20 protein-coding genes and 1 tRNA gene are annotated in these 22634 nt (G+C 50.9%); 17 read left to right on the forward strand and 4 right to left on the reverse strand.

Going from position 1 to position 22634, the window contains the following annotated elements; all coding sequences use genetic code 11:
* Positions 1–36: 36 nt before the first annotated feature.
* From VIS48_09425 to VIS48_09435, 3 genes are all read left to right on the forward strand, one after another.
* Entirely contained in the window at positions 37–210 is a 174-nt protein-coding gene (locus VIS48_09425) for a hypothetical protein (protein ID HEY9166368.1), read from the forward strand.
* Positions 211–356: 146 nt separating this feature from the next.
* The gene (locus VIS48_09430; GenBank protein ID HEY9166369.1) at positions 357–1673 is read left to right on the forward strand and encodes an amino acid permease; all 1317 of its coding nucleotides are present in this window, start codon (positions 357–359) and stop codon (positions 1671–1673) included.
* A gap of 42 nt (positions 1674–1715) precedes the next feature.
* Positions 1716–2870: an aminotransferase class V-fold PLP-dependent enzyme gene (locus tag VIS48_09435; protein HEY9166370.1), complete on the forward strand. Its 1155-nt coding sequence runs from the start codon at positions 1716–1718 to the stop codon at positions 2868–2870.
* 17 nt (positions 2871–2887) lie between these two features.
* On the opposite strand, the gene bshB1 is transcribed toward VIS48_09435, so the two are convergent.
* Together bshB1 and VIS48_09445 are read right to left on the reverse strand one after the other, a co-directional pair.
* Positions 2888–3592 (reverse strand): bacillithiol biosynthesis deacetylase BshB1, encoded by a 705-nt coding sequence (gene bshB1, locus VIS48_09440; protein ID HEY9166371.1) that lies wholly within the window; start codon positions 3590–3592, stop codon positions 2888–2890.
* On the reverse strand, positions 3589–5136 hold the full coding sequence (locus VIS48_09445) for an aldehyde dehydrogenase family protein (protein ID HEY9166372.1): 1548 nt from the start codon (positions 5134–5136) through the stop codon (positions 3589–3591). The genes bshB1 and VIS48_09445 overlap by 4 nt, the downstream gene beginning before the upstream one ends.
* Before the next feature lie 164 nt (positions 5137–5300).
* On the opposite strand from VIS48_09445, the gene VIS48_09450 reads away from it, so the two are divergent.
* From VIS48_09450 to VIS48_09510, 13 genes are all read left to right on the forward strand, one after another.
* On the forward strand, positions 5301–6989 hold the full coding sequence (locus tag VIS48_09450; protein ID HEY9166373.1) for a GAF domain-containing protein: 1689 nt from the start codon (positions 5301–5303) through the stop codon (positions 6987–6989).
* Positions 6990–7003: 14 nt separating this feature from the next.
* Complete coding sequence (locus VIS48_09455) at positions 7004–7201, forward strand: hypothetical protein (GenBank protein HEY9166374.1); 198 nt, start codon at positions 7004–7006, stop codon at positions 7199–7201.
* 351 nt (positions 7202–7552) lie between these two features.
* Positions 7553–8410 carry a sigma-70 family RNA polymerase sigma factor gene (locus VIS48_09460; protein ID HEY9166375.1) on the forward strand — a complete coding sequence of 286 codons (858 nt, stop codon included), beginning with the start codon at positions 7553–7555 and terminating at the stop codon, positions 8408–8410.
* 145 nt (positions 8411–8555) lie between these two features.
* Complete coding sequence (locus VIS48_09465; protein ID HEY9166376.1) at positions 8556–10406, forward strand: PAS domain S-box protein; 1851 nt, start codon at positions 8556–8558, stop codon at positions 10404–10406.
* A gap of 557 nt (positions 10407–10963) precedes the next feature.
* Positions 10964–11164, forward strand: coding sequence for a cold-shock protein (locus tag VIS48_09470; protein ID HEY9166377.1), 201 nt, complete (start codon positions 10964–10966; stop codon positions 11162–11164).
* Between the two features lie 146 nt (positions 11165–11310).
* Positions 11311–11769 (forward strand): PspC domain-containing protein, encoded by a 459-nt coding sequence (locus VIS48_09475; protein HEY9166378.1) that lies wholly within the window; start codon positions 11311–11313, stop codon positions 11767–11769.
* Entirely contained in the window at positions 11756–12661 is a 906-nt protein-coding gene (locus VIS48_09480) for a DUF5668 domain-containing protein (protein HEY9166379.1), read from the forward strand. Before VIS48_09475 ends, VIS48_09480 begins: the two co-directional genes overlap by 14 nt.
* Positions 12662–13094: 433 nt before the next feature.
* Positions 13095–13619 carry an isoprenylcysteine carboxylmethyltransferase family protein gene (locus VIS48_09485; GenBank protein ID HEY9166380.1) on the forward strand — a complete coding sequence of 175 codons (525 nt, stop codon included), beginning with the start codon at positions 13095–13097 and terminating at the stop codon, positions 13617–13619.
* Positions 13620–13890: 271 nt separating this feature from the next.
* On the forward strand, positions 13891–15612 hold the full coding sequence (locus tag VIS48_09490; GenBank protein ID HEY9166381.1) for a sodium/solute symporter: 1722 nt from the start codon (positions 13891–13893) through the stop codon (positions 15610–15612).
* A 10-nt stretch (positions 15613–15622) separates the two neighbouring features.
* Positions 15623–15850, forward strand: coding sequence for a hypothetical protein (locus VIS48_09495; protein HEY9166382.1), 228 nt, complete (start codon positions 15623–15625; stop codon positions 15848–15850).
* Positions 15851–15894: 44 nt separating this feature from the next.
* Entirely contained in the window at positions 15895–16584 is a 690-nt protein-coding gene (locus tag VIS48_09500) for a class II aldolase/adducin family protein (protein HEY9166383.1), read from the forward strand.
* 13 nt (positions 16585–16597) lie between these two features.
* Positions 16598–18412 carry an L-fucose isomerase gene (locus VIS48_09505; GenBank protein ID HEY9166384.1) on the forward strand — a complete coding sequence of 605 codons (1815 nt, stop codon included), beginning with the start codon at positions 16598–16600 and terminating at the stop codon, positions 18410–18412.
* Positions 18409–19857: a rhamnulokinase family protein gene (locus VIS48_09510; GenBank protein ID HEY9166385.1), complete on the forward strand. Its 1449-nt coding sequence runs from the start codon at positions 18409–18411 to the stop codon at positions 19855–19857. Before VIS48_09505 ends, VIS48_09510 begins: the two co-directional genes overlap by 4 nt.
* A gap of 215 nt (positions 19858–20072) precedes the next feature.
* On the opposite strand, the gene VIS48_09515 is transcribed toward VIS48_09510, so the two are convergent.
* Positions 20073–20318 (reverse strand): GIY-YIG nuclease family protein, encoded by a 246-nt coding sequence (locus VIS48_09515; protein HEY9166386.1) that lies wholly within the window; start codon positions 20316–20318, stop codon positions 20073–20075.
* A gap of 752 nt (positions 20319–21070) precedes the next feature.
* Positions 21071–21163: transfer RNA gene (locus tag VIS48_09520), tRNA-Ser, on the reverse strand.
* A gap of 497 nt (positions 21164–21660) precedes the next feature.
* Between VIS48_09520 and VIS48_09525 the strand changes: the two genes are divergently transcribed.
* Complete coding sequence (locus VIS48_09525) at positions 21661–22233, forward strand: DinB family protein (GenBank protein ID HEY9166387.1); 573 nt, start codon at positions 21661–21663, stop codon at positions 22231–22233.
* Positions 22234–22634: the final 401 nt, after the last annotated feature.

Consider the following 22634-nt stretch of genomic DNA (forward strand, 5'->3'; position numbering starts at 1 on the left):
AAATATCGGATACTGGTCTATGTAACCGGCGGCGTCGTGATCCGACTTAACGATGTCGAGGTGGACTCAATCACAGATATCGACTCCTTGAAGAAAAACACGATCACCGATCCACTCAACCTTCACACATGGAGCGTGGGCCGCGTAATCTTTTGGACGAGTGGCGAGATGGGAGAGATTAATTTCAAATCGAGCGGTGATAGGATTTGATTTAGAGGTTCGATGGAAATAACTTCTACACATCGTTTCCGAGCTTCACCTTAATTACCGCGTAAAACACGAGACACGTTATCATTTCTGAAATCAACGCCGAATCTCAGAACATATCGGGCGAGCCCCCGGGTCTGATTCGCGGCTTGACTGTTCTCGACATGACGATGATCGTGATCGGATCGATCATCGGAGCCGGGATTTTCATGACGCCCTCCGCCATCGCCCAGGAATTGCAGTCGCCCGGCCTCGTGATATTTGTATGGCTGCTTGGCGGCGTCATGGCACTCTGCGGCGCGCTTACATATGCGGAACTCGGTGCATTGATGCCCGAGGCAGGCGGAGTGTACCACTATCTTACTCAGGCATACGGCGGGCTTTGGGGATTTTTGTACGGCTGGACATATTTCCTTGTCGTCAACACAGGCGGGCTTGCTGCGATTTCGTTGGTCTACTCAACTTACCTCGGATATTTTGTTCACTTGTCCCCTATCGGGATCAAAGCAGCCGCAGCCATCGGCATTGCGCTGCTGACACTTGTAAATTACTTCGGTGTCAAAGCCGGTGGAACATTTGCGACCTTGTTTACCGGACTCAAAGTGCTCGCGATTGCAGGCCTGATCGTTCTCGGTTTCGTCCTTGGTAAAGGCCAGGGGAGCCCGTTGTCGCCCCTGGTGCCACTTTCGATAGGCGGCAGACTTGGCAGTGCGCTTGCGATGGCAATGGTCGGCGTTTTATGGTCATACGGAGGATGGCAACACGCGACGTTTCTCGCAGGCGAGGCAAAGAATCCGAAAAGGAGTCTGCCTTTTTCGATTATTGGCGGCACTATCGTGGTAGTGTTGGCTTACGTGCTTGTCAACATTGTCTATCTCCATCTGCTGCGCGTCAGCGAAATCGCGTCTTCGCAGCGTGTGGCTGCCGACGCTGCCGAACGATTTCTCGGCCCGCTGGGTGGAATGTTGATTTCGGTGGCAATCATAATCTCGACATTGGGTACGGCGGGCATCTACACGCTAAGTGCACCACGAATTTATTTCGCGATGGCAAGAGACGGAGTCTTCTTTAAGAAGGCCGCGTATGTCCACCCAAAATATCACACGCCTACGTTTTCAATATTATTCCAATCCGCCTGGGCAATTATTCTCATATTCTCGGGCTCGTTCCTGCAAATCATAACTTACGCGATCTTCGGAGACTGGATCTTCTTCGCACTGACAGCCGGAACAGTAATAGTCTTCAGGAAGAAGCTAAAATCTGCGGAGCGTCCTTACCGAACGTTAGGCTATCCGTACACCACGCTGTTTTTCATTTTGGTCGCGACATGGTTTGTCGTCAACACACTAATTACATCCCCGCTTCAATCACTCGCAGGGTTAGCCCTCATCGCGCTAGGGATTCCGGTCTATTCATATTGGGTCAGAAGGCGTCTTGCACTAAATTCGAATGAAGTGCCCCGATAATATGGGCACTCCAGAAGCAGTTCACAGCAAGAGGAAAGTCGAATGCTAAAATATGATATCGAGAAATATCGAAAACTGTTTCCGGTTATCGAAGAAGGCATTACATATCTAAATCACGCCGCCACAAGTCCACTTTCGAAAAGAGTGCTCAGCGCGATAAACAAATACCTGGACGAGCGAAGCAGGACGAACATCGACAATTACCTCCTGTTCCAGGGAATTCTCACGGAGACGCGGTCCCTGGCGGCCAGGATTATCAACTCAACGCCTGACCGGATCGCTTTTTTCGATAATACTTCCAATGCCATCAACCTGCTCGCGTCTGGCCTTGAATGGAAGGCGGGTGACAGGGTTGTCCTCGACGACATCGAGTTTCCTGCAAATGTCTACCCATTTCTAAATCTTAAGCGACTTGGAGTTGAAATAGATTTCGTGAAGAATCGCGGCGGGAGAATCTTACCCGAGGATATCGAGGCGAGGATTTCCCCGCGAACGAAGCTCCTTTCCATAAGTCACGTCCAATTCCTCACCGGATATCGGTCCGATCTTGCCACTCTCGGCAAACTGTGCAAGGGGAAAGGAATTGTATTCGCTGTAGATGCAATCCAGTCGGCAGGCGTCATGGAGATTGACGTCAGGAAAATGGAAATAGATTTTCTCGCGGCTGGCGGCCAGAAATGGCTGATGGCACCCCAGGGAATTGCGTTCGCTTTCGTCTCGGAGAACCTCCAGGATAAAATAAAACAGGCGTACCTGGGTTGGACCAGTATAAAAGATTTCTTCGGAAATTTCACGAACTACAGATTGGATCTTGATGCGACAGCTCGGAGATATGAAAATGGAACTCTAAACTACATCGGAATCACGAGTCTGCACCAATCCATTTCCACGTTGCTTGAAATCGGGATCGGTCCGATCGAAGAGCATGTTCTCGATCTGGGTGATCTATTGATTTCTGAAATCGGTAAGATTGGATTCCAGCCGTATATTGTCGGAGATCGATGCGAACGGTCAGGAATCACGTCGATAAAGATCCATGATGCCGAAATTTACTCGGCCGCTTTGCAGAAGTCGAAGATTGAAGTCGCCTTGAGGCAGGGGCTGATCAGAGTTTCACCTCATTTTTACAACACAGACGGCGACATAATGACTCTCGTGGGCAAAATGAAGGAGATACATGGTGCTGCAAGAATGTGACCGCGAGAGCAAGCGAGTCAAATAATGGATTCGAAATTCGTGAGTGTCACCGGCTCGTAAGTCCAGAACGGTTCCGCATACCTTACGCCGGCCATCCTGCCGAAGTATCTCATCCTGCCGAGGAGATACTCCATGAATTCAGGAGTTGAAAGAGATGTCTCGGGATCTTTGCTATCGGGGTTGTAGAACTGGGACTTGTGAGCTTTTATTGCAGCGACCTTTGTGTCGAAGTCGTGAGTGATATCGACATAGACCGTAGGGGTAAACTGGCGGTGCTGAAGATAATAAAACGCCCGTCTCGGTCTGTAAGCGGCGAGATTTCCTGTCTTCAGTTTTCTTAGTCCCGAATAAAACATCGCGTCGTTAACGAGCTCGTGGACATGCACGTGGTCAGGATGTCTTTCCTCGCGATACGGCGCGAATACTATCTCAGGCCTGTACTTTCTCATTACCTCGACCACCTTAAGGAGGTTCCTGCGGCTCAACTCGATGTTTGAATCGGAGACCCCGAGGTTCACTCTCACTTCCGCCCCCAGAATCTTCGCGGCGTCTTTGGCTTCGCGGCTTCTTATTTCAGCATTTCCTCTCGTACCCATTTCTCCCTTCGTGAAGTCCACGATACCGAATTGCCTGCCGTTTCTATAGAGCAGCGCCAGTGTGCCTCCGCAGCTCATCTCAACATCGTCCGGGTGAGCACCGAACGCCAGGGCATACAGATTCATATCTTTTTCATCCTCAAAAAGTTTAAGATCATTTTACCAATCGCCCGCATTTTTCTCAACATATTTTTTGAGTAAAGAAAGTCGATGGCATTTTCGAAGAAGAGCCTGGTATGCAGGTCGTAGCTGTACCACCATGTCTTTTTCGTCCGCCGCATCCTCTCTATCTCAAAATATTTAGCCGTTACCATTTCGTGCAGACCTTCCTCGCCGTGGACTCTTCCCGATCCGCTTTCCTTCACGCCTCCAACCACGCCGTCACTCATGCCGTAATAACTTATAACGTCATTTAAGACTACCGCTCCAGCCTTCAGCTTATCGCAAATCTTCAATCCGCGCTTCCTGTCCGCGGTCCACACGCTCGCCGAAAGTCCGAACCTTGATGAATTCGCCAAACGGACAGCTTCATCGTCCGATTTGAATTTTATGACCGGCAGAACCGGACCGAATGTCTCATCAACGAGGAGTGGAGAATCCGGCGGGACGTCAGTCAGGATCGCCGGTGTTATATAATGGATACCCTTTTCAGTTGTGTATTGCCCGCCTTCAACTAGTTTCGCGCCGCGTCTCACAGCGTCGTCGATGTGGGACTTTATAAGATTGAATTGCGCCTCGTGAATAATCGCACCGATGTCATACATGTCAGATTCGTCGCGCCTGACCCGCAGCCGGTGTACCTTCTCTCTCAACGATTGGAGGAAGCTGTCGAATATTTTCTCATGGACATAGCATCTTTCGACCGAGACACAAGTCTGGCCGGCATTCGTGAACGCTCCCCAGATCGCTCCGCTGGCAGTTGCGTCCAGATCGGCGTCATCGAGCACAATCATCGCGTCTTTGCTCCCGAGTTCCAGAGAAACGGGCGTGAGACTCTCGGCCGCCATCGACGATATCTTTCTGCCGGTCTGAGTGCTGCCGGTAAAAAAAATCTTATCAACCCCCGATTTCACAAGTGCGGAACCGACTTCTGCTCCTCCATGAATAATATTGAGCACGTCTTCCGGAACCCCTGACTGCCACAGAAGTTCTGCGACCATATCACCTACCAGAGGAGTGTATTCAGAAGGTTTGAAGATCACAGCATTTCCAGAAATCAACGCGGGAACTACTTGTCCAACTGGAAGGAGGAGCGGGTAGTTCCATGCCGAGATGATTCCCACAACCCCATGCGGCTCATATTTGATAAAGGCCTTTTTTGTTTTGAGAAGCGGAATCCCGATCGTGACACGTCTTGGAGCGAGGACTTTTGACGCGCGTCTCGTGGTGTACCTGACCAGGTCGATCGACGGAATGATCTCGGATGTGTAGACTTCAACTGCCGGCTTCCCATTTTCTTGGGTGATGAGACGTGTAAGGTAGTCCTTATGCTCATATAATTTCGCGGCGAAAATGGAGCAGATCATTCTTCGGTGGGGGAGCGGAAGCGCTTGCCATTTCGGTTGCGCTTCTCTTGCGCGGTATAAAATCGACTTGACATCGGCAGGAGAGGTAAGTTTAGTCTGACCGACGAGCTTGCCCGTCGACCGGTCGAAAAAGTCCGGAATCACAAATGAAAATAAACTATAAGCCCTTGCAGTTCAAATATTTGGAGGTTTCGCCTTCATGGTCAGTTAGAATTGAACCATCATTCGTCATTGAAAGTGACACCGTTTTTCTATTATATTTGAAGCAAAATGAACAGACTCCGGCGCAAGTTTCCTAATCTCCACAAATGAACGAAGAAACCAAGAAACCAGTCAAGCGGTACGTCTTTGACGACATAAGTTCGGAGTACTATGCCGAGTACGAGGAACCGAAGGCAGCGCACTCTGCAAAAGAAACTCAGGGAAAGTCAGAGGCTCCAACTGTTGCCGAGCCGCCGAGAACCTACGTTCCCAAAAAGGAAGGTCCGCGCTTCAGTATCATTGACACTTTTTATTTCAAGCCGGAGGAACAGTCGCCGGCTGAACCACGGGCCGAATTTCATTCGATACTCCACAAGCTCCTTGAATTGGTTCAAGAAGTTCTGTTCGCAAATACGACGGCGTTGTTCTGGGTAAACAGGGAAAGGCAGCTGCTGGCGGTCGCCGACAAAATGACCAACTCGACAGTATTCACGAAGCAGCTCAGGCTTCCGATCGGAAATGATGTCATAAGCCGTATCGCGTTGAGCGGCAAGCCCGAAATCATTTCCGAGATAAATCCCGCCTCGGAAACTGATGTGATTCCTTACTACGAAACTCCGGCCGGGACGAAAAGCCTTATCGGTGTACCGATCTTTTTCAGAGATGACGTCATCGCGGTTCTTGTGGCAGACAGTCTGACAGACGAAGGTTTTGGACGGGAGACAGTCCCCCTGCTCGGAAATTTTACCCGACTCTTCTCGGCCATCCTGCGCGCGTTGACCGACAAGTATGATCTTGCTGTAATCAAGGCCGCATTTAACTCGTTGAAATGGCTGACGAACGAGATGATCTCCAAGGGTGACGTGAATGCTATTCTTAACACGATCATCACGGCGATTTCAGATACTGTCGATGCCGAATTTGTTTCACTTGTTTCACAGGGAGACCTGCATACCTGGACGGTGTCGAGGATTGTGAAGCGCTCCGGCAGCGAGTACGTTGAAGAGGGCTGCAAGGTCAGCCTCAACGATACCCTCGCGGGTAAGGCCATCCGTGAGAACAGGCTGCTGTACATGGAAGACCTCTCGCGCGTGGAAGAGCATCGGTTCAACCAGAACGAGCCATCGGGCAAAGGGTCGTTTGTCGCCATTCCGATTACAGGGTTGAACAATTGCTTCGGCGTGATCACAGTTGAAAGTCTCAACCCTCTCAAGTTTTCATCACTTGAAGTCGACGGGATAAAACAACTTGTGAATCTCGGCGCATTTGCCGCTGAGGTGAGCACATCAAATCAACTTCTCGACAAGTTTGTCGTGTTCGACAAGGTGACTGCGACATTGAACAAGAAATTCTTTCTCGAGAGACTCGAAGAAGAGTTCGGGAGAGTTACTGATCTCGGTATCCGGAGCGCGCTGGTTTTGATGGGACTGGACAGGGTCGATGATATAAGAAACAGGTTCTCGGTCGAAGGAGTCGATTTCATAATGTCCGATATCGCGGAGACTGTAAGAGGTTGGTTGAAGCCTTATGATGCGATCGGAAAAATATCCGCCCATTCATTCGGGATCATACTGGAAGGATTTTCACAACACGAAGCGCTCGCATGGGGAGAAAAGTTCAGGAAGAACCTTGCGACAAAGGTTTATCCGATCGGCACCAGAAACTATATGGCGACGATCAGTGTTGCTGTGCTGAACATAGATGGGAAAAACGATCCCTCCGAAATTATAATCACCGCGCAGAAAGTGCTCCAGCGTGCACACACCAGCGGCGGTAATATTGTGAAGATTCTTTAAACATGGAGTAATAGATGGCTAAGACAACAAGTTTTGCCGAAAAAGCAGCTAAAGCAATTGCAGGAAAAAGAGGATCCGAATGCCCAAAATGTGGCGAGATCCTTCAGGCTGTCCTGGTAATCTCAGCGGAGAAGAGTCAGAAGGCGAGCTACAAGTACAATCAGAAGCTCGTCAAGGTCTGCAAATGCAATGAAAAAGAAGTGTACGCCTGATCCAATACTCTCATCTGGCAGATGACAACGTGCTTCAACCAGCGAAAGTACCTCTCCGTCCGAGATTTGTTCGGATGTAACTGTTGATCTCGTGAGACAGTTGTGAATTGCCCTATTCGGCACCTGGAACAGACCAGAGTCGAATGCGGCGCGTTGAAAACTTGCCAGCTGGCAAATTCGACTGAAAGCGAGAGGCTACGAGTGTGGCAGCTCAAGGTAACACGGGAGTTTCATTGTCCGATATTTTGTTGATAAGATTGAAACAAAAGTCGAATTACAGAGTCAAACAGAGTATTGGGATTGGACCGAGACCCTTGAATTTTGTCCCGAATAACAAACAAGGAATGTTAAATGATCAAAGTCGGTAAGCAATATCCTTCACGAGAGAACCAGACGATCGACAAATACTTGCAGGAGATAGGTAAGGTCGATCTCCTGACTCCCGAGGAGGAGATTGAGCTGGCTATCAAGGTGAGAGAAAACGATCAACGTGCTCTAGAGAAACTCATCAAGGCCAATCTAAGATTCGTAGTGAGTGTCGCAAAGCAGTACCAGAATCAGGGACTTTCACTGGGTGACCTCATCAACGAGGGCAACCTCGGCCTTATCAAAGCCGCGAAAAGGTTTGATCCGACGCGCGGGTTCAAGTTCATCTCCTATGCGGTATGGTGGATCAGGCAGTCCATTCTGCAGGCATTAGCTGAACAGTCCAGGATCGTGAGGCTTCCACTTAACCGTGTAGGAGCGCTGAACAAAATCGGTAAGAAGTTCAGCGAGCTCGAGCAGGAATTTGAGCGGGAACCGAGCCCGTCAGAAATAGCTGAGCAGCTCGACATGAGTCTCTACGAGGTCGACAAGACGCTGCAGATATCAGGGAGACATCTGTCTGTCGACCAGCCTTTCGTCCAGGGTGAAGACAACAAGCTGCTGGATGTTATGGCAGACGATAACCAGCTGCCGCCCGATCACACATTAATGAAGGAGTCTCTGCGCACCGAGGTGGAGCGTGCGCTGAAGTCGCTGACTGACCGGGAAGCCGAGGTAATACGGCTGTATTTCGGAATTGAGCGCGAGCACCCGCTGACTCTCGAAGAGATAGGCGAGAAGTTCAACCTGACCCGGGAGCGGGTGCGGCAAATCAAGGAGAAGGCGATCAGACGTCTCAGGCATGCCACGCGCAGCAAGGCGCTCAGAGCGTACCTGGGATAGGTGATTGAGCATCCCTCGCGCCGGAATGCTTATGGCTGCCTAAAGCACAAATTGCATCTTCCAAAGTAGCCTGCCGCTTCTTTTTCCCTTTTTGAAAAGTTGACGGGTGGTGTTAACTTTTCAAATCAAATTTCAAACTGGATCAATGGCGGCATCCAAAAAGTTGTTCGGAGAAATCCGGGTATTGCTGCTTGAGGACTCTCTCGACATGCGCGGGCAGATCTCTCGCATGCTCGAGAATTCCGGTCTCGGGTTCACCGTCGACGCGATTCCCAGTTCCTCAGGGCTAACCAGGAAGCTGATGTCACGGAAATTCGACGCGCTCGTGATCGATTACGATCTCTCAATTGGCGACGCCGATACAGTCATCCGAACGGCAAAAGAATTCGATCCCTTCCTCCCCATCGTTCTGATTTCCAGAACTTTCATCGAAGAAATTTACGCGGACGAAAACCAACTGGGAGCGGATTCGTATTTGCCGCTCACTGAAATTTCGCCTAAGATATTTCCGCGCGCACTTGTGAGGAGGATCAAAGACCTGAACATAGTGCGGGAGGCGATCGATTACCGGAGACAATCCGTCTTAAAGTCTTATGAGGTGGACATCCTCGCCTCGCTTGTGAAGAAAATGACAGAGACGAACGACCTCAAATCCGTCATGCAGGATCTGGCCGAACAGATCGTGAGAAAGCTCGAAGTGAAAGTTGTAGCGCTCCAACGATACGTCCCGCTCAAAAAGGGTTTCGCAGTGTACGGCATTTATCCGCAGGGAAAACTTGTCAGGTCGGCGGAAATGTATTTCGGAATTTCCCTCGATTCGTTTGTATTTCCATTCGATCCCGACAATTGTATCGTGGATCAATACACCATGGAGCGGAGAGCATGGGTCGGGACCGACTTCTCCGACGTGTTCGGAACGACGATGCCCGCTCAGGCAGCCAGGATGATCCAGAAGTTTGCCGGAGTGAAGTCGATATACAATGCGCCGTTCTACAGCAAAGATCAACTCCTTGGAGGAATACTGGTGGGGAATGTCCGGGACAGTTTTACACCTGAGGAGTTGGAGGCGTTCAACGCCATAGTCCAGACGAGCTCATTCCTCTTCGAGTACCACGGAAGCGTGGAGGGTCAGATTACCCAGAGCCGGAAACTGCAGGCCATTCATGAAGCAAGCACTCAGCTTCACGAGAACCTGCGTCCCGAGAAAATCTTTGAGATCATTTACGAGCGATCGGCGCCGATCGTGCCGGCGGATATCGTAAGATTGTTTCTTTATGATCGAGAGAGCAGAACACTTCGCGAACAGAAAGCTTTTCTCAGTAAGGGGAGACAGCACAGCTCAATCGTCCCGGAGATTCCGATGGGAAAGGGACTGGTCGGTATTGCCGCGCTCCGGAACGAATCCGTTCTGGAGAATTATGCTCAGCTTAATCCTGAATCATTCTATGCGGGTGATCGCCCGGAGTTGGAGCATCTGCTAGCAGTTCCGATATCGTATCAGGACGAGCTGCAAGGAATGCTCGTCATGATTCGACTGAAAGACGAGCCGTTCAGCGAGTCTGACCGGGATGCGCTGGAGATATTCGCGTCCCAGTTGGCGATCGCCCTGAACAATTCCAAACGGTACGAAGATCTCCTCCGAAGCGAGACCCTCTACCGGCTCGTCCTCGAGAGCGTCGATGATCCTGTCGCGCTAGTCGGAATCGACGGGAAGCTACTGTATGTGAACCGGAAGTTTGAAGAGGCATCCGGCTACGCGTCGGGAGAAGTCCTGGGAAGAGATTTCAGGTTTCTTATTCACCCGGACGATTGGCAGTTCGTGGTGGGACAATTTCAGACACGTCTAAGCGGTCGTCCAGCACCCGGGAAATCCCAGTTCAGATTTGTGACGAAGACGGGTGAGGTACGGACAGCCGATTATACGGTAGCGACTATTACAATCGAAGGGAAGATCACAGGCATACTCGGAATAGCGCGCGACATAACCGGCGCTTAGAAGATTTACACTGTCCCGCAATACTGAGAGTTGTCGTCAAAATGGGGGTTATCTATGCTGAACGGCTTGACAACGGGCAAATTGGTAATTAAATCCTCGAACGGGGACGAGTCTTCCGCTTTCTGCATCCAAACCATTTCCAGCGATGCAAATGAGAGGGTTCCAGGGAATTGGCAAGAGTTGCAGAGCGCATCATGTCACACCAGATTTGCATTTCACAGCTACAGAGGTTATCATATACCCGCAAATAACAGTACACCGTTGTTTGCGCCAATGGCGCCCCAGGCGCCATGCCGCGATTACAGTCAAGCGATTTGGCGGCAGTGATGGCTCGAAAGTTTAAGGACGATTGGGTCATGCTTTTATAGGTTGTAGCTGCAGATGTAAGACCCCGTGAGCGGGTTCCACTGGTCTGGATTCTCCACGAGGCGTAGCATCATATGCAGAGGTGAGTGCAGGAAATCTTCTCGACTCCACCGGCAATTCTGTATAAGCCAAGAACATCTGGCGCGACGGCTCGGGTACGCATTTAGAAACATTAGTGAAAGGATCCAGCAATGGAGCAAGGAACCGTAAAGTGGTTCAATGCAACCAAGGGATACGGCTTCATCTCACGCGAAGGCGGGGATGACGTGTTTGTCCATTTCAAAGCGATTATTGGCGAAGGCTATAAAACTTTGAAGGAAGGCGACAAGGTCCAGTTCGAAGTCGAGCAAGGCCCTAAAGGATTGCAAGCGGCAAAGGTAAAGAAAGTCTAAAGCCGCTCCAATGCTTTCAAGTCCCGATTGGCAACAGCCAGTCGGGATTTTTTGTTTTAGGGGAAACTCTGATCGGCTTGCACGGGCGTGCTTTTGGGTAACATTTGGCCAGGCATCTCGTATTCCTGATCAAAAGGAGTTGGAACATGGAACGCAGGTTATATCGCTCCAGGAAAAATCGGGTCGTCGCCGGTGTGGCGGGTGGACTCGGTGAATACTTCGACATCGACCCTGTGTTCGTCAGAATTATCTTTGTGCTCGCGACTTTGGCGAGCGGAACCGGGCTGATTGCTTACATAATTCTCTGGATCGTCGTCCCCCACGAGAAAATAGTTTTTCCCGAACAAAAATCTACCGCGGAAGGAGATACTGCCATGCAAGACAAACAACATGAATACGAATACAGAAACCGCAGGCGACGCGGAAGCGCCATTGGCGGAATAACACTGATCGTTATCGGCGGACTGTTCCTCGCGGACAATTATCTGCCTCACTTCAGTTTCTCTGATACGTGGCCGCTCATACTGGTCGCCATCGGCATCGGCCTTATCGTGAACTCTGTCCGCAGGGAAGAAGAGAAGGAAGATCGTCATGAAAATCAGTAGACTATTTGCGGGAGTGTTGATTGTTGCGCTGGGAGTGGCTCTCTTTCTCACCAACTTCGACGTGCTTTCTGTAAATTGGCGATTCATTTTCAAGTTGTGGCCGGTCCTCCTCGTGTTTGGCGGGATCTCCGTCCTTGTCTCCAATTCAAAATGGCGGGCGGTTCTATACGGAGTAACCTCGGTCCTGGTTATACTGTGGATCTTCTCGGCGGCCTCGGTCGGATGGGGAAACTTTCATGGACTATTCCATCGAGGCGATAGGACGGCGCACACACAGGAATTTGTACAAGACATGGAGAAGGGGATTCGCCACGGCCAGTTGAGGCTCAATTCCGGCGCGGGCACGTTTAATATTAATGATACCACCGATGACATGTTTTACGCACGAGCCGAAACCAATGTCGGATACTATTCTCTTGATGTCGACAAAGACGGCGCGACAGAGACTCTGAATCTGAATTATGAGGAAAAGAATAATAGCTGGAACTTCGGTGGTTCTACGAATACGGTGGACATGAAGCTCAATCCGAATCTGGACTGGAAGATCGTCGCGGAGGTCGGTGCCTGTTCTACTGATTTCGATCTTACTCCGTATATCGTCCAGCGCGTTGAGCTTAAGGCGGGCGCTTCTTCATTGAAAGTGAAAGTCGGAGACAGAGCGGATTCTACCACGGTTAAAATGGATGCCGGTGCCTCGAGCATTACCGTTTATGTCCCACAGGGATCCGGGTGCCAGATCAGTGACCGGGCAGAATTATCAAGCAAGTCTTTTCCTGATTTTGTAAAAGGTGACGACGGTACATATCATACGGCGAATTTCGAAAACTCCAAGAAGAAAGTCTTCATTGAAGCGGAAGCGGGCGTGTCATCGATAAAGGTCAGAAGGTATTGAACTGACAGGCAAACGTAGAGAACGTGCCTGAATTGCCGTAGTGGCATGCAGTCGCCCTCATCTGAGGGCGATTTTTTTTGGAGTATCATAGACGGACGGGGTCGGTCTGGTGCATAGGATCTATTCGTCAACTCTTCTTGCCATCTCCGGAAGTGTCCCGGCAAACGAAACATTGATGTGTTCTTTAGAAGATTCCTCGTCGTCACTTGGCCACTCCTCATCAGACTCCTGGGAATGACAAGAATGCCCCGACTGTCATTCCGGGCGAAGCAACGCGAATTATTTTTCTTTTTTCCGCGGTATGCGCAGATTAGATTTGAGCCGGATCGGAAACCGATTTTCCCGGAACCTTTAGACTTTCCGATCGACGAAAATTGTTGCGATCGGATTGAATAATCCTTTATTCCCGTTCGGTCGAGTATGGAGGAAGGGCATGGCACAACTGATTGTCTTCGCGGCAGGGTCGGCATTAATGCTTTACATTTCTCGTAAGGGACTCGTCGACCGCCACTCCTATGGATACTACAGGTTCTTTGGGTTTGAATTTGTGCTGCTGTCAATTGTCGCGAACATGGATCCCTGGTTCGTGTCACCCTTTGCGCCGCTGCAGCTCATCTCATGGCTCGCGCTGGCATCTTCGATAGCTATTGCGGCGGTAGGATTTGTCACGCTCCGTAAAAATGGAAAACCGGCCTCCGGCGTGGATGATACAACGCTAATTGTAACTAGCGGCATTTATCGATTCATCAGACATCCTCTTTACCTGTCCCTTATCCTCCTGGAAATAGGAGCAGTCCTGAAATCTCCATCTCTGTTTGGCGGGATACTTATCGTAGGTGGAATGTTTTCATTCTTCAGTACCGCCCGCGCTGAGGAAACATTCAACACTGCCAAGTTCGGTGCTGTTTACGAAGAGTACATGGTACACACGAAAATGTTCGTGCCATACCTGTTTTAGTCCCTCCAATCGACTACCCTGAGTTGCATGTCGCGGTGGCAAACGGTCTGTTTATTTATTGATGTCCTCCAACCCCGCACACGCATTTGGCAGTGGAATCCTTTGCAAGTGGAACATGAGTCTGATTAATTTGTAGTCAAAATATTCATAGGCTTCTCAATCGCACTTGAAAGGAAGGCTCGCGGTGAAATTGGTTAAGAGACTGATGATGTCGTGCATGGTGCTGGCTGGCACGGCAACATCTTGTTTTGCCGCGTCTCCCGGTACAAAGATGCCTTCACTTCTGACAATGACGCCGGTCGACTGGGTGATCATTGTACTGTACTTCGTCGTTGTCCTTGTGATCGGTTTCTATCTTAAGAAGTATACGCACACCGGCGAAGAGTTTTTCATGGCCGGCAGGAAGATGACAGCCTGGATCGCGGGACTGAGCTTCATATCGGCGAACCTGAGCTCTCTCGAGACGATGGGTTGGTCGGCCATGTCGTACCAGTACGGGATGCTGGGCGCGCATGCATATCTCATCGGGGCGATTCCTGCGATACTGTTCCTGGCGGTAGTAATGATGCCGTTCTATTATGTCAGCAGAACGCATTCCGTCCCCGGCTACCTCAAACTCAGATTCGGAGAGTCGAGCAGACTCCTCGCCGGAATTTCTTTTACGTTCATGACCGTACTTGTTTGCGGTGTCAATATGTTCGCGATGGCGAAGATCATGCAGCTCCTTCTGGGTTGGAATTTCGATGTCTGCATCTGGGTTTCGTCTCTTACGGTTGCGGTGTATGTTTCTTTAGGCGGACTCCTTTCGGCGGTCTTCAACGAAGTGCTGCAGTTCTTCCTGATCTGGCTCGGGCTCCTTCTCATTCCGATTCTCGGGATAATCGATGCGGGGGGCTGGACAAACATGATGGCTGCTATAAGCGCTCAGCATCCGGGCCAGAACTTCACGAGCCTCTGGGCAAGTCTCGGCTCCGCCTCCGATAACCCGATGGGTATGCATTGGACAGGAATGGTTTTCGGACTGGGACTGGCTGTTTCATTTGGATACTGGTGCACTGATTTTTTACAGGTACAACGCGTGATGGCGGCGAAAAGCCTGAGAGCGGCGCAGAACGGCACGATTATCGGCGCCGGAATAAAAATGATGGTCCCGCTTATCGTGACGATTCCCGGCTTGCTCGGGCTGGCGGTACTCACCCAAAAGTCGGGCATTGTTCTCGTTCCGGAAAGTGTCGCGCAGGCAACCGGCGGCCACAGCTACAACGAAGTGCTGCCGCTTATGATGGCACGATATCTCGGTCCGGGTCTGCTCGGTCTCGGTATCACCGCGATGGTTGCGGGATTTATGTCGGGAATGGCCGGCAACGTAAGCGCGTTCGCGACAGTCTGGACGTACGATGTGTATCGCCCTCTCATTAACAAGAATGCTGAAGACTCCCATTATGTGAGCATGGGACGCTGGAGCTCGATCGTAGGAGTATTTATCGCAATCCTAACCGCTTATGCGGCCCGACTCTTCAGTAACATCCTTGTTTATCTGCAAGTGCTCGTATCGTTTTTCATTATCCCTCTCTTCGGCGTGGTAATTCTAGGAATGCTCTGGAAACGCGCAACTTCATCCGCGGGGTTCTGGGGATTCCTTTCCGGGATTCTGACATCGGTCGGCGAGTTCGTTTATGTCCATATGTTCCCGGGCTATTTTGATGCGACGAAGTTGAATCCTGCACATACGAAGATCATCGCGCTCTCGCCGCTCGCGCAAGATATGGCTGTGAACATGTACAGCGCTCTCTGGTCCCTGTGTGTTTGCGTCACTGTAACTGTTCTGGTCAGCTTGTTTACGAAACCGAAATCAAGCGAAGAACTTAAGAATCTTGTTTACGGATTTACACACGCGCCGGATGAGGGGCCGATTCCATGGTACAGGCACCCTAAGTTGTGGGCGAGCGTAGTGCTCGTTGTTCTCATTACGGTCAATATCATTTTCTGGTGACAGATTGAACATGAAAAAATCCGGACAGATCGAAATCTGGTTCTTCATTGGCTCGCTTGTCCTGGTGTACGGGATCCTGATTACCGGAGCGGGTATCTACTATCTGATCAAACCGCCTGAACATCTCGTCGTGCTCGGAGAATTGCACTCTGATATCTGGTGGGGAGCACTCCTGATCTGCATCGGCTCATTCTACGTCTTCAGGTATTGGCCGTTCGGAAAGGGAAAGAGTTCATAGGAGTGCGAATTAAAATCGAAAATTAGAACGTCTGGAGAAAAATAATGGAATCAACGCTCGATTCAATGAAAGACGAAATGATCGGGGTCGGGAAAAGAGTATACGATCGCGGATTCGTGGCATCGAATGACGGTAACATAAGTTTGCGCCTCGACGAACGATCGGTCCTGATTACTCCGACTGGTGTGAGTAAAGGATTTATGAAGCGCGACGATCTCATAATAATCGATATGGACGCCAGGCTGATCGAAGGAAAGAGAAAACCTTCGTCTGAATCCAACATGCATGTGCAGATATACAAAGATCGTCCCGACGTCAATGGGATCTGTCATGCGCATCCGCCCTACGCAACCGGGTTTGCAGTCGCAGGGATTCCTCTCGATAAGATGATACTCCCGGAATTCATAATTGCGGTCGGCCGTGTCCCGGTGGTGGAATATGGAACAACCGGCACATACGAACTGTATGGCGCTATGGCAAAATACATACAGGACTACGATGCGTTCCTGCTTGCGAATCATGGCGCGACGACGGTCGGCAGCAGTGTCCTCTCGGCGTACCACAAGATGGAAACATTGGAGCATGCAGCTAAAATCCAGTTCCTCGCTCATCAGTTGGGGAGAATCAATGAACTAAACAAGAAGCAGGTGAGTCAGCTGATTTCTCTCAGAGAAAAGTTCGGGATTCGCAAAGATGTCGGGTTGAAGCCGGTGCGTCGGCCCCGAAGAAAATAGAAAGGCTGAAGTCATGAAGACAGAATCTTTCAAATTGAATGCGCCCGTGAATCGTCTCAAGGGAAGCATGCCGAAAATCGGAATACGTCCCGTCATCGATGGCAGACGCAAGGGCGTCAGGGAATCGCTCGAGAACCAGACAATGTCGATGGCACGGTCCGCCGCAAAATTTCTGGGAGAGAACATTAAGCACTCAAACGGACTGCCGGTAGAGTTTGTTATTCCTAAGTTCTGTATCGGTGGAGCAGCTGAGGCGGCGGAATGCGCGGAGCTGTTTGCGAGAGAAGGCGTGGGCGTGTCGCTCACGGTGACGCCGTGCTGGTGTTATGGTACAGAGGTGATGGACCCGGACCCGGTCATGCCGAAAGCTGTGTGGGGATTCAACGGGACGGAGCGCCCCGGAGCTGTCTACCTCGCAGCGGCACTCGCTGGTTACACGCAGAAGGGTCTTCCCACATTCGGTATTTATGGTAAAGACGTCCAGGACGCCGGCGACACGACGATCCCTGCGGACGTGAAGGACAAGCTGCTGCGATTTGCGAAGGCTGGTCTTGCAGCGGCACAGCTAAAAGGAAAATCGTACTTGTCCATCGGATCTGTATCTATGGGAATCGCAGGATCGGTGGTCGATCCCAGCTTCTTCCATGATTACCTCGGCATGCGGAACGAGACGGTAGACATGTCGGAAATCATCCGTCGAGTCGAAGAGAATATTTTTGACCGGAAGGAATTCGAAACAGCTCTTGCGTGGACGAGGAGATACTGCAATGAAGGTGAAGACCCAAACACGGAAAAGAAATCGCGCGAGCGCAAGGACTACGAATGGGAATTCGTGGTCAAGATGGCAATCATCGCCAGGGACCTGATGGTCGGAAACCCTGCACTCGCGGAAGCGGGTTTCGGTGAAGAAGCCATGGGTCACAACGCGATTGTCGCCGGATTCCAGGGACAAAGACAATGGACGGATCATTTTCCAAACGGAGATTTTCTCGAGGCAATCCTGAATTCCTCTTTCGATTGGAACGGCATTCGACAACCTTATATCATGGCGACCGAAAATGACAGTCTGAACGGCACGGCCATGCTTCTCAGTCATCTTCTCAGCGGCACCGCGCAGATATTTTCCGATGTCAGGACATACTGGAGTCCGGCAGCGGTGAAACGAATCACCAGGAAATCCCTGAAGGGAAAAGCTGCGAACGGCATTCTTCACCTCATAAATTCCGGATCCACCACGCTTGATGGTACAGGAAGACAGCGGTTGAGAGGGAAACCGGCAATGAAACCGTTTTGGGAAATCTCATCCGAGGAAGCAATTGCCTGTCTCAACGCGACGCGCTGGTGTCCCGCGACATCCGAATACTTCCGCGGCGGCGGATTCTCGTCTCAATTCCTTACAGAAGGAGACATGCCGGTGACTATGAGCCGGATAAACCTTGTGAAAGGTCTGGGTCCCGTTCTCCAGATTGCCGAAGGATATACGGTCGAACTACCTTCCGATGTCAATCGGACCCTCGACAGGCGCACAGATCGGACCTGGCCTACAACATGGTTCGCTCCGATCCTCACAGGGAGCGGTGCCTTCACCAGCGTCTACTCTGTAATGGCAAACTGGGGCGCCAACCATGGTGCAATAGGCTACGGACACATCGGCGACGCACTCATCACCCTCGCGTCGATGCTCAGGATTCCGGTCAACATGCACAACGTGGCTCAGGAAAGGATTTATAGGCCAAGTGCGTGGAACGCGTTCGGCACGCAGGACCTGGAGGGTGCCGATTACAGGGCGTGCAAAAACTTCGGCCCGCTCTACGGACTCCATCCTTGAAGAAGTACCTCGCATTTGATTTCGGCGCCGACAGTGGACGAGCAATCCTGGGTATTGTGTCCGGCGGTAAGGTTCGGCTCGAAGAGGTACACCGGTTCCCAAACAGGCAAATCACGATCGACGGACATCTCCACTGGGACGCCGCCTATCTGCTTGACGAGCTGAAGAAAGGACTATCACTTGCAGTGAAACAGGGTCATGCAGACATCTCGTCGGTCGGGATAGATTCGTGGGGAGTCGACTTTGCGATCGTCGGAGAAGATGGCCGACTCATCGAGCAGCCATATTCCTACCGGGACTCGAGAACAAACGGTATGATGGAACAGGTGTTCAAAAAAATCTCAAAGGCGGAGATTTATTCGTGCACGGGAATACAATTCATGCAGATCAATTCGATCTATCAGCTTTATTCCGAATTCTGCGACAATCCAGCGAGGCTTAATTCATCCGTGACGCTCCTGTTCATGGCTGACCTTTTCAATTATTTCCTTACGGGGAAAAAATTATCCGAATACACGATCGCATCGACTTCACAGTTGTTGAACGTGCATGAAAAGAGATGGGACAGCAAAATATTTTCAAGTCTCGGATTGCCGATAGGTATTATGGCTCCTATCGTGGATCCGGGGACTATACTCGGTCCACTGGCACGTGAACTCGGACGGGAAAGCGGGCTAGGGGAAGATGTTAATGTCGTTGCGGTTGGGTGCCACGATACGGCGAGCGCGGTCGCGGCAGTTCCGGCCACAGGCGACGACTGGGCTTTCCTGAGTTCTGGTACCTGGTCAATAATCGGAACCGAGTTGGACCATCCCAACGTAAGTGAAGAGGCGCTTAGAGATGATTTCACGAACGAGGGTGGAGTACGCAACAGAATCAGATTTGTACGGAACGTAATGGGAATGTGGCTTCTGCAGGAGCTTCGGAGGAATTGGAAAGTCGAGGGAAAAGACTATTCTTACGACGAACTTTCGAATATGGCCGAGCACGCGCGCAGGATCGGGTCGGTAATAGATCCGGAAGACATGTCGTTCCTGAACCCGCCCTATATGGCAGCCGTCGTAAGAGATTATTGCAAAAAGACTCATCAACGGATTCCGCAGACGGATGAAGAAATTGTTTTCTGCGTACTTCACAGTCTAGCAATTAAGTATTCATCTACCCTGCAGAAGATGAGGTGTATAACGGGAAGGAAGACATCGCGGCTTCACATAGTGGGAGGAGGATCAAGGAACGACTTGCTGAATCAAATGACTGCGGACGCTTGCGGGATTCCTGTGACTGCGGGTCCTGCGGAAGCAACGGCTTTGGGGAATATCATGGTACAGGCGATGGCGGATGGGGAAGTCGAGTCGCTTGACGAAGCAAGGAGAATTGTGGGGGAATCGTTTCCGGTAAAAGTGTTTAAGCCGGCGGGCCGGTACAAAGAAAAAGGATACGGATAAAACGGTTTAGACGGATTTACGCGGATTAATATTAACCGTTTTCATCCGTCCCGACTATACTCGACGAAGCTTTAGCGTAGTCAACTTTGCTCCTGGAGGAGCTTCGTCGACTAAAGTCGGGTACGCTCCAGGGGAGCTTCGTCGACTAAAGTCGACTACGCTCTTGTGAAGATTCGAGGAGAGTGGTGGACTATGATGTGTCCGAGCTTCGTCGACTAAACGATTCGCTTCTTCAGAATAGCTTTGCCAGAACCTGTCTTGAAATACTTTTCGAGTTCTCTGGCTTTGCGTTCGGTTTGAACGGCAACATAAGCGACGAGCTCAAGTGGTCGATACGCCTTTGTAGATTGGATCAAACCCGTAACATGTTCATTTAGTCTTCTGCGGAGATCATTTGTAGAGCCAACATACAGGAAGTCCCGCAGAGTACTCCTCAAGAAATACACGTAATAGAATACCATACTCCGCCATGACTATTCGAGCAAAGCTAATCCGTAATTCAATTACTTTCCGTCAGACAGCGTTTCTTTCAGCTGAGACGATCGAACGGGTTCTTCATCCACAGCGGTTTACTTTACGAAGTCCCGCCAGTAGTCGACTGCGCTCGACGAAGCTTTAGCGTAGTCAACTTCGCTCCTGAAGGAGCTTCGTCGACTAAAGTCGACTACGCTCTTGTGGAGATTCGACGAGAGCGGTGGACCATGATGTGTTCGAGCTTCGTCGACTAAAGGTCGAGTTCACCCGACGAAGCCCTGCGCAGTCAACTTCGCTCCTTGCGGAGGTTCGTTGACCGTGGTCGGGTGCGCTCCTTCGGAGCTTCGTCGACCGGAGGGAGGGATTCTCCGCCGGAGGCGGACTCGATACCCCTTTAGAGAGTATGACCGTTTAGTCCGCCTATGGCGGATTGCCTTCAGCCACTCACTTGCTTCGGTGATGGAACAATGATGGGATGGAACCTCTGGCGGAGAGGTCGACTGCGCTCCTTCGGAGCTCCGTCGACCGGAAAGAGGGATTCTCCGCCACAGGCGGATCCCTTCGGGAGAACCCTCGATACTTGTGGAGTCAACTGCATTTGAAGCGGAGAGGGAGGGATTCTCCGCCGGAGGCGGACTCGATACCCCTTTACAGAGTATGACAGTCTAGTCCGCCTATGGCGGATTGCCTTCAGCCACTCACTTGCTTCGGTGATGGAACAATGATGGGATGGAACCTCTGGCGGAGAGGGAGGGATTCGAACCCTCGATACCCCTTTACAGAGTATGACGGTTTAGCAAACCGTTGCCTTCAGCCACTCGGCCACCTCTCCAGGCTACAACTTGTCAAAAGACCGCAACTGCGTCTATAAAATACACAACAAGGAAACTTCATGCAATTGTATGGTGCGTGGGGACGCCTCTCCCATCCACCTGTCTTTGCGAGGAGTCCGTCCGTATATGTTTCCGACGGACGACGAGGTTGAGGACCTCTCCCCAGACATTGGGTGGGGCGGACGGACGAAATCCGTCTCCGACGGACAATCCCCCTCATGAAACGACGTTCCAGGCGTAGCGGGTTAGGCCCGTCTTCCAACACGCCTCTCAGTCAAATGAGCCCTCACCTCTTTTTCTTCTCCTCCACACCGTTTACATTCTACACATAACCCGTGTCCATGATATTGATCGTTGGCATGAATGGCATGGGAAGCGTCCATGGAAGGAAGCGGCACATCCGGTCCGTCGAATGATTATGCAGACTGACGACCTTTTTCCCGCACCGCTTAAGCGCTACCCCAATGCACGTGAAGATGTAATTTAAAAGATCCGAATGAAGACTAACCATCAACACGATAAACTTCTCTCCGCCTGGCGTACAAACAACCGGGTGACTGAATATTTTTTCGAAAACCTCCCGGCGGAATTATGGAGCGAAAAGGTTCCGGGCGCGCCACGGCGGACGATCCGCATGATCGCAGGCCATATCCATAATGCGCGGTGTATGTGGATCAAAATGGTCGGCAAACAATACGGGATTAAAGTACCGAAGAGTGTCGACCGAAGGCGTGTCGGTCGTAATGAACTACTCAGTGCCCTGAAGCGGAGCAGCCAGGGGATCGTCGACTTGCTGACCGCAGGTCTCGATGATGGGGGAGCGCTGAACATTAATATTACCTGGTCTAATATCCCCTCCGATGTGGTACACTTCATGACGTACCTCGTGGCACACGAAGCCCACCATCGCGGACAGATTGTTCTCGCTGCCAGAGCGCTAGGCCATCGACTTCCGCAGGAAATTACATCCGGTCTCTGGCAGTGGAAAAAACGAAACCGGGAAGTTGCGGCAGGACGATCGGGCGGCGGCGAAAGAAAAGCGACAACACGGCGCTCACACTCCGGTTAGGCGATGTTGAAAAAAATATTAGCTCAAAATAAATTGCTCGTTTCATCCGTCCATGACTGTCAATGAATCGCTGACGTGCGGCGGGGTGCGTGCGCCTATCGCGCGCGTTGAATGATCGGTCATGGAGAATCCATGCTGCAGCTGCTTGACTCGCAAGAGTGCGAACGCTTAACCCTCTCCACTTTTTCTTCTCCTCCGCACTATATACATTCTATACATAACCCGGGTCCATGATATTCATCGTTGGCATAAATGGCAAAGTGGAATGAAGGGGAGCCTTTGCGAATGAAATTAACCAAAGAGACACGGGAGACACAGAGAGATTAATTATTCTTCCTCCGTGCCTGCGCGTCGTAGCGTCAGCACGTGCATGAAGTGCATGTTAGTGCGCTTCAGCGCGC

The sequence above is a fragment of the Candidatus Kryptoniota bacterium genome (genome assembly GCA_036567965.1).
Taxonomy (GTDB): Bacteria; Bacteroidota; Ignavibacteria; order Kryptoniales; family JAKASW01; genus JAKASW01.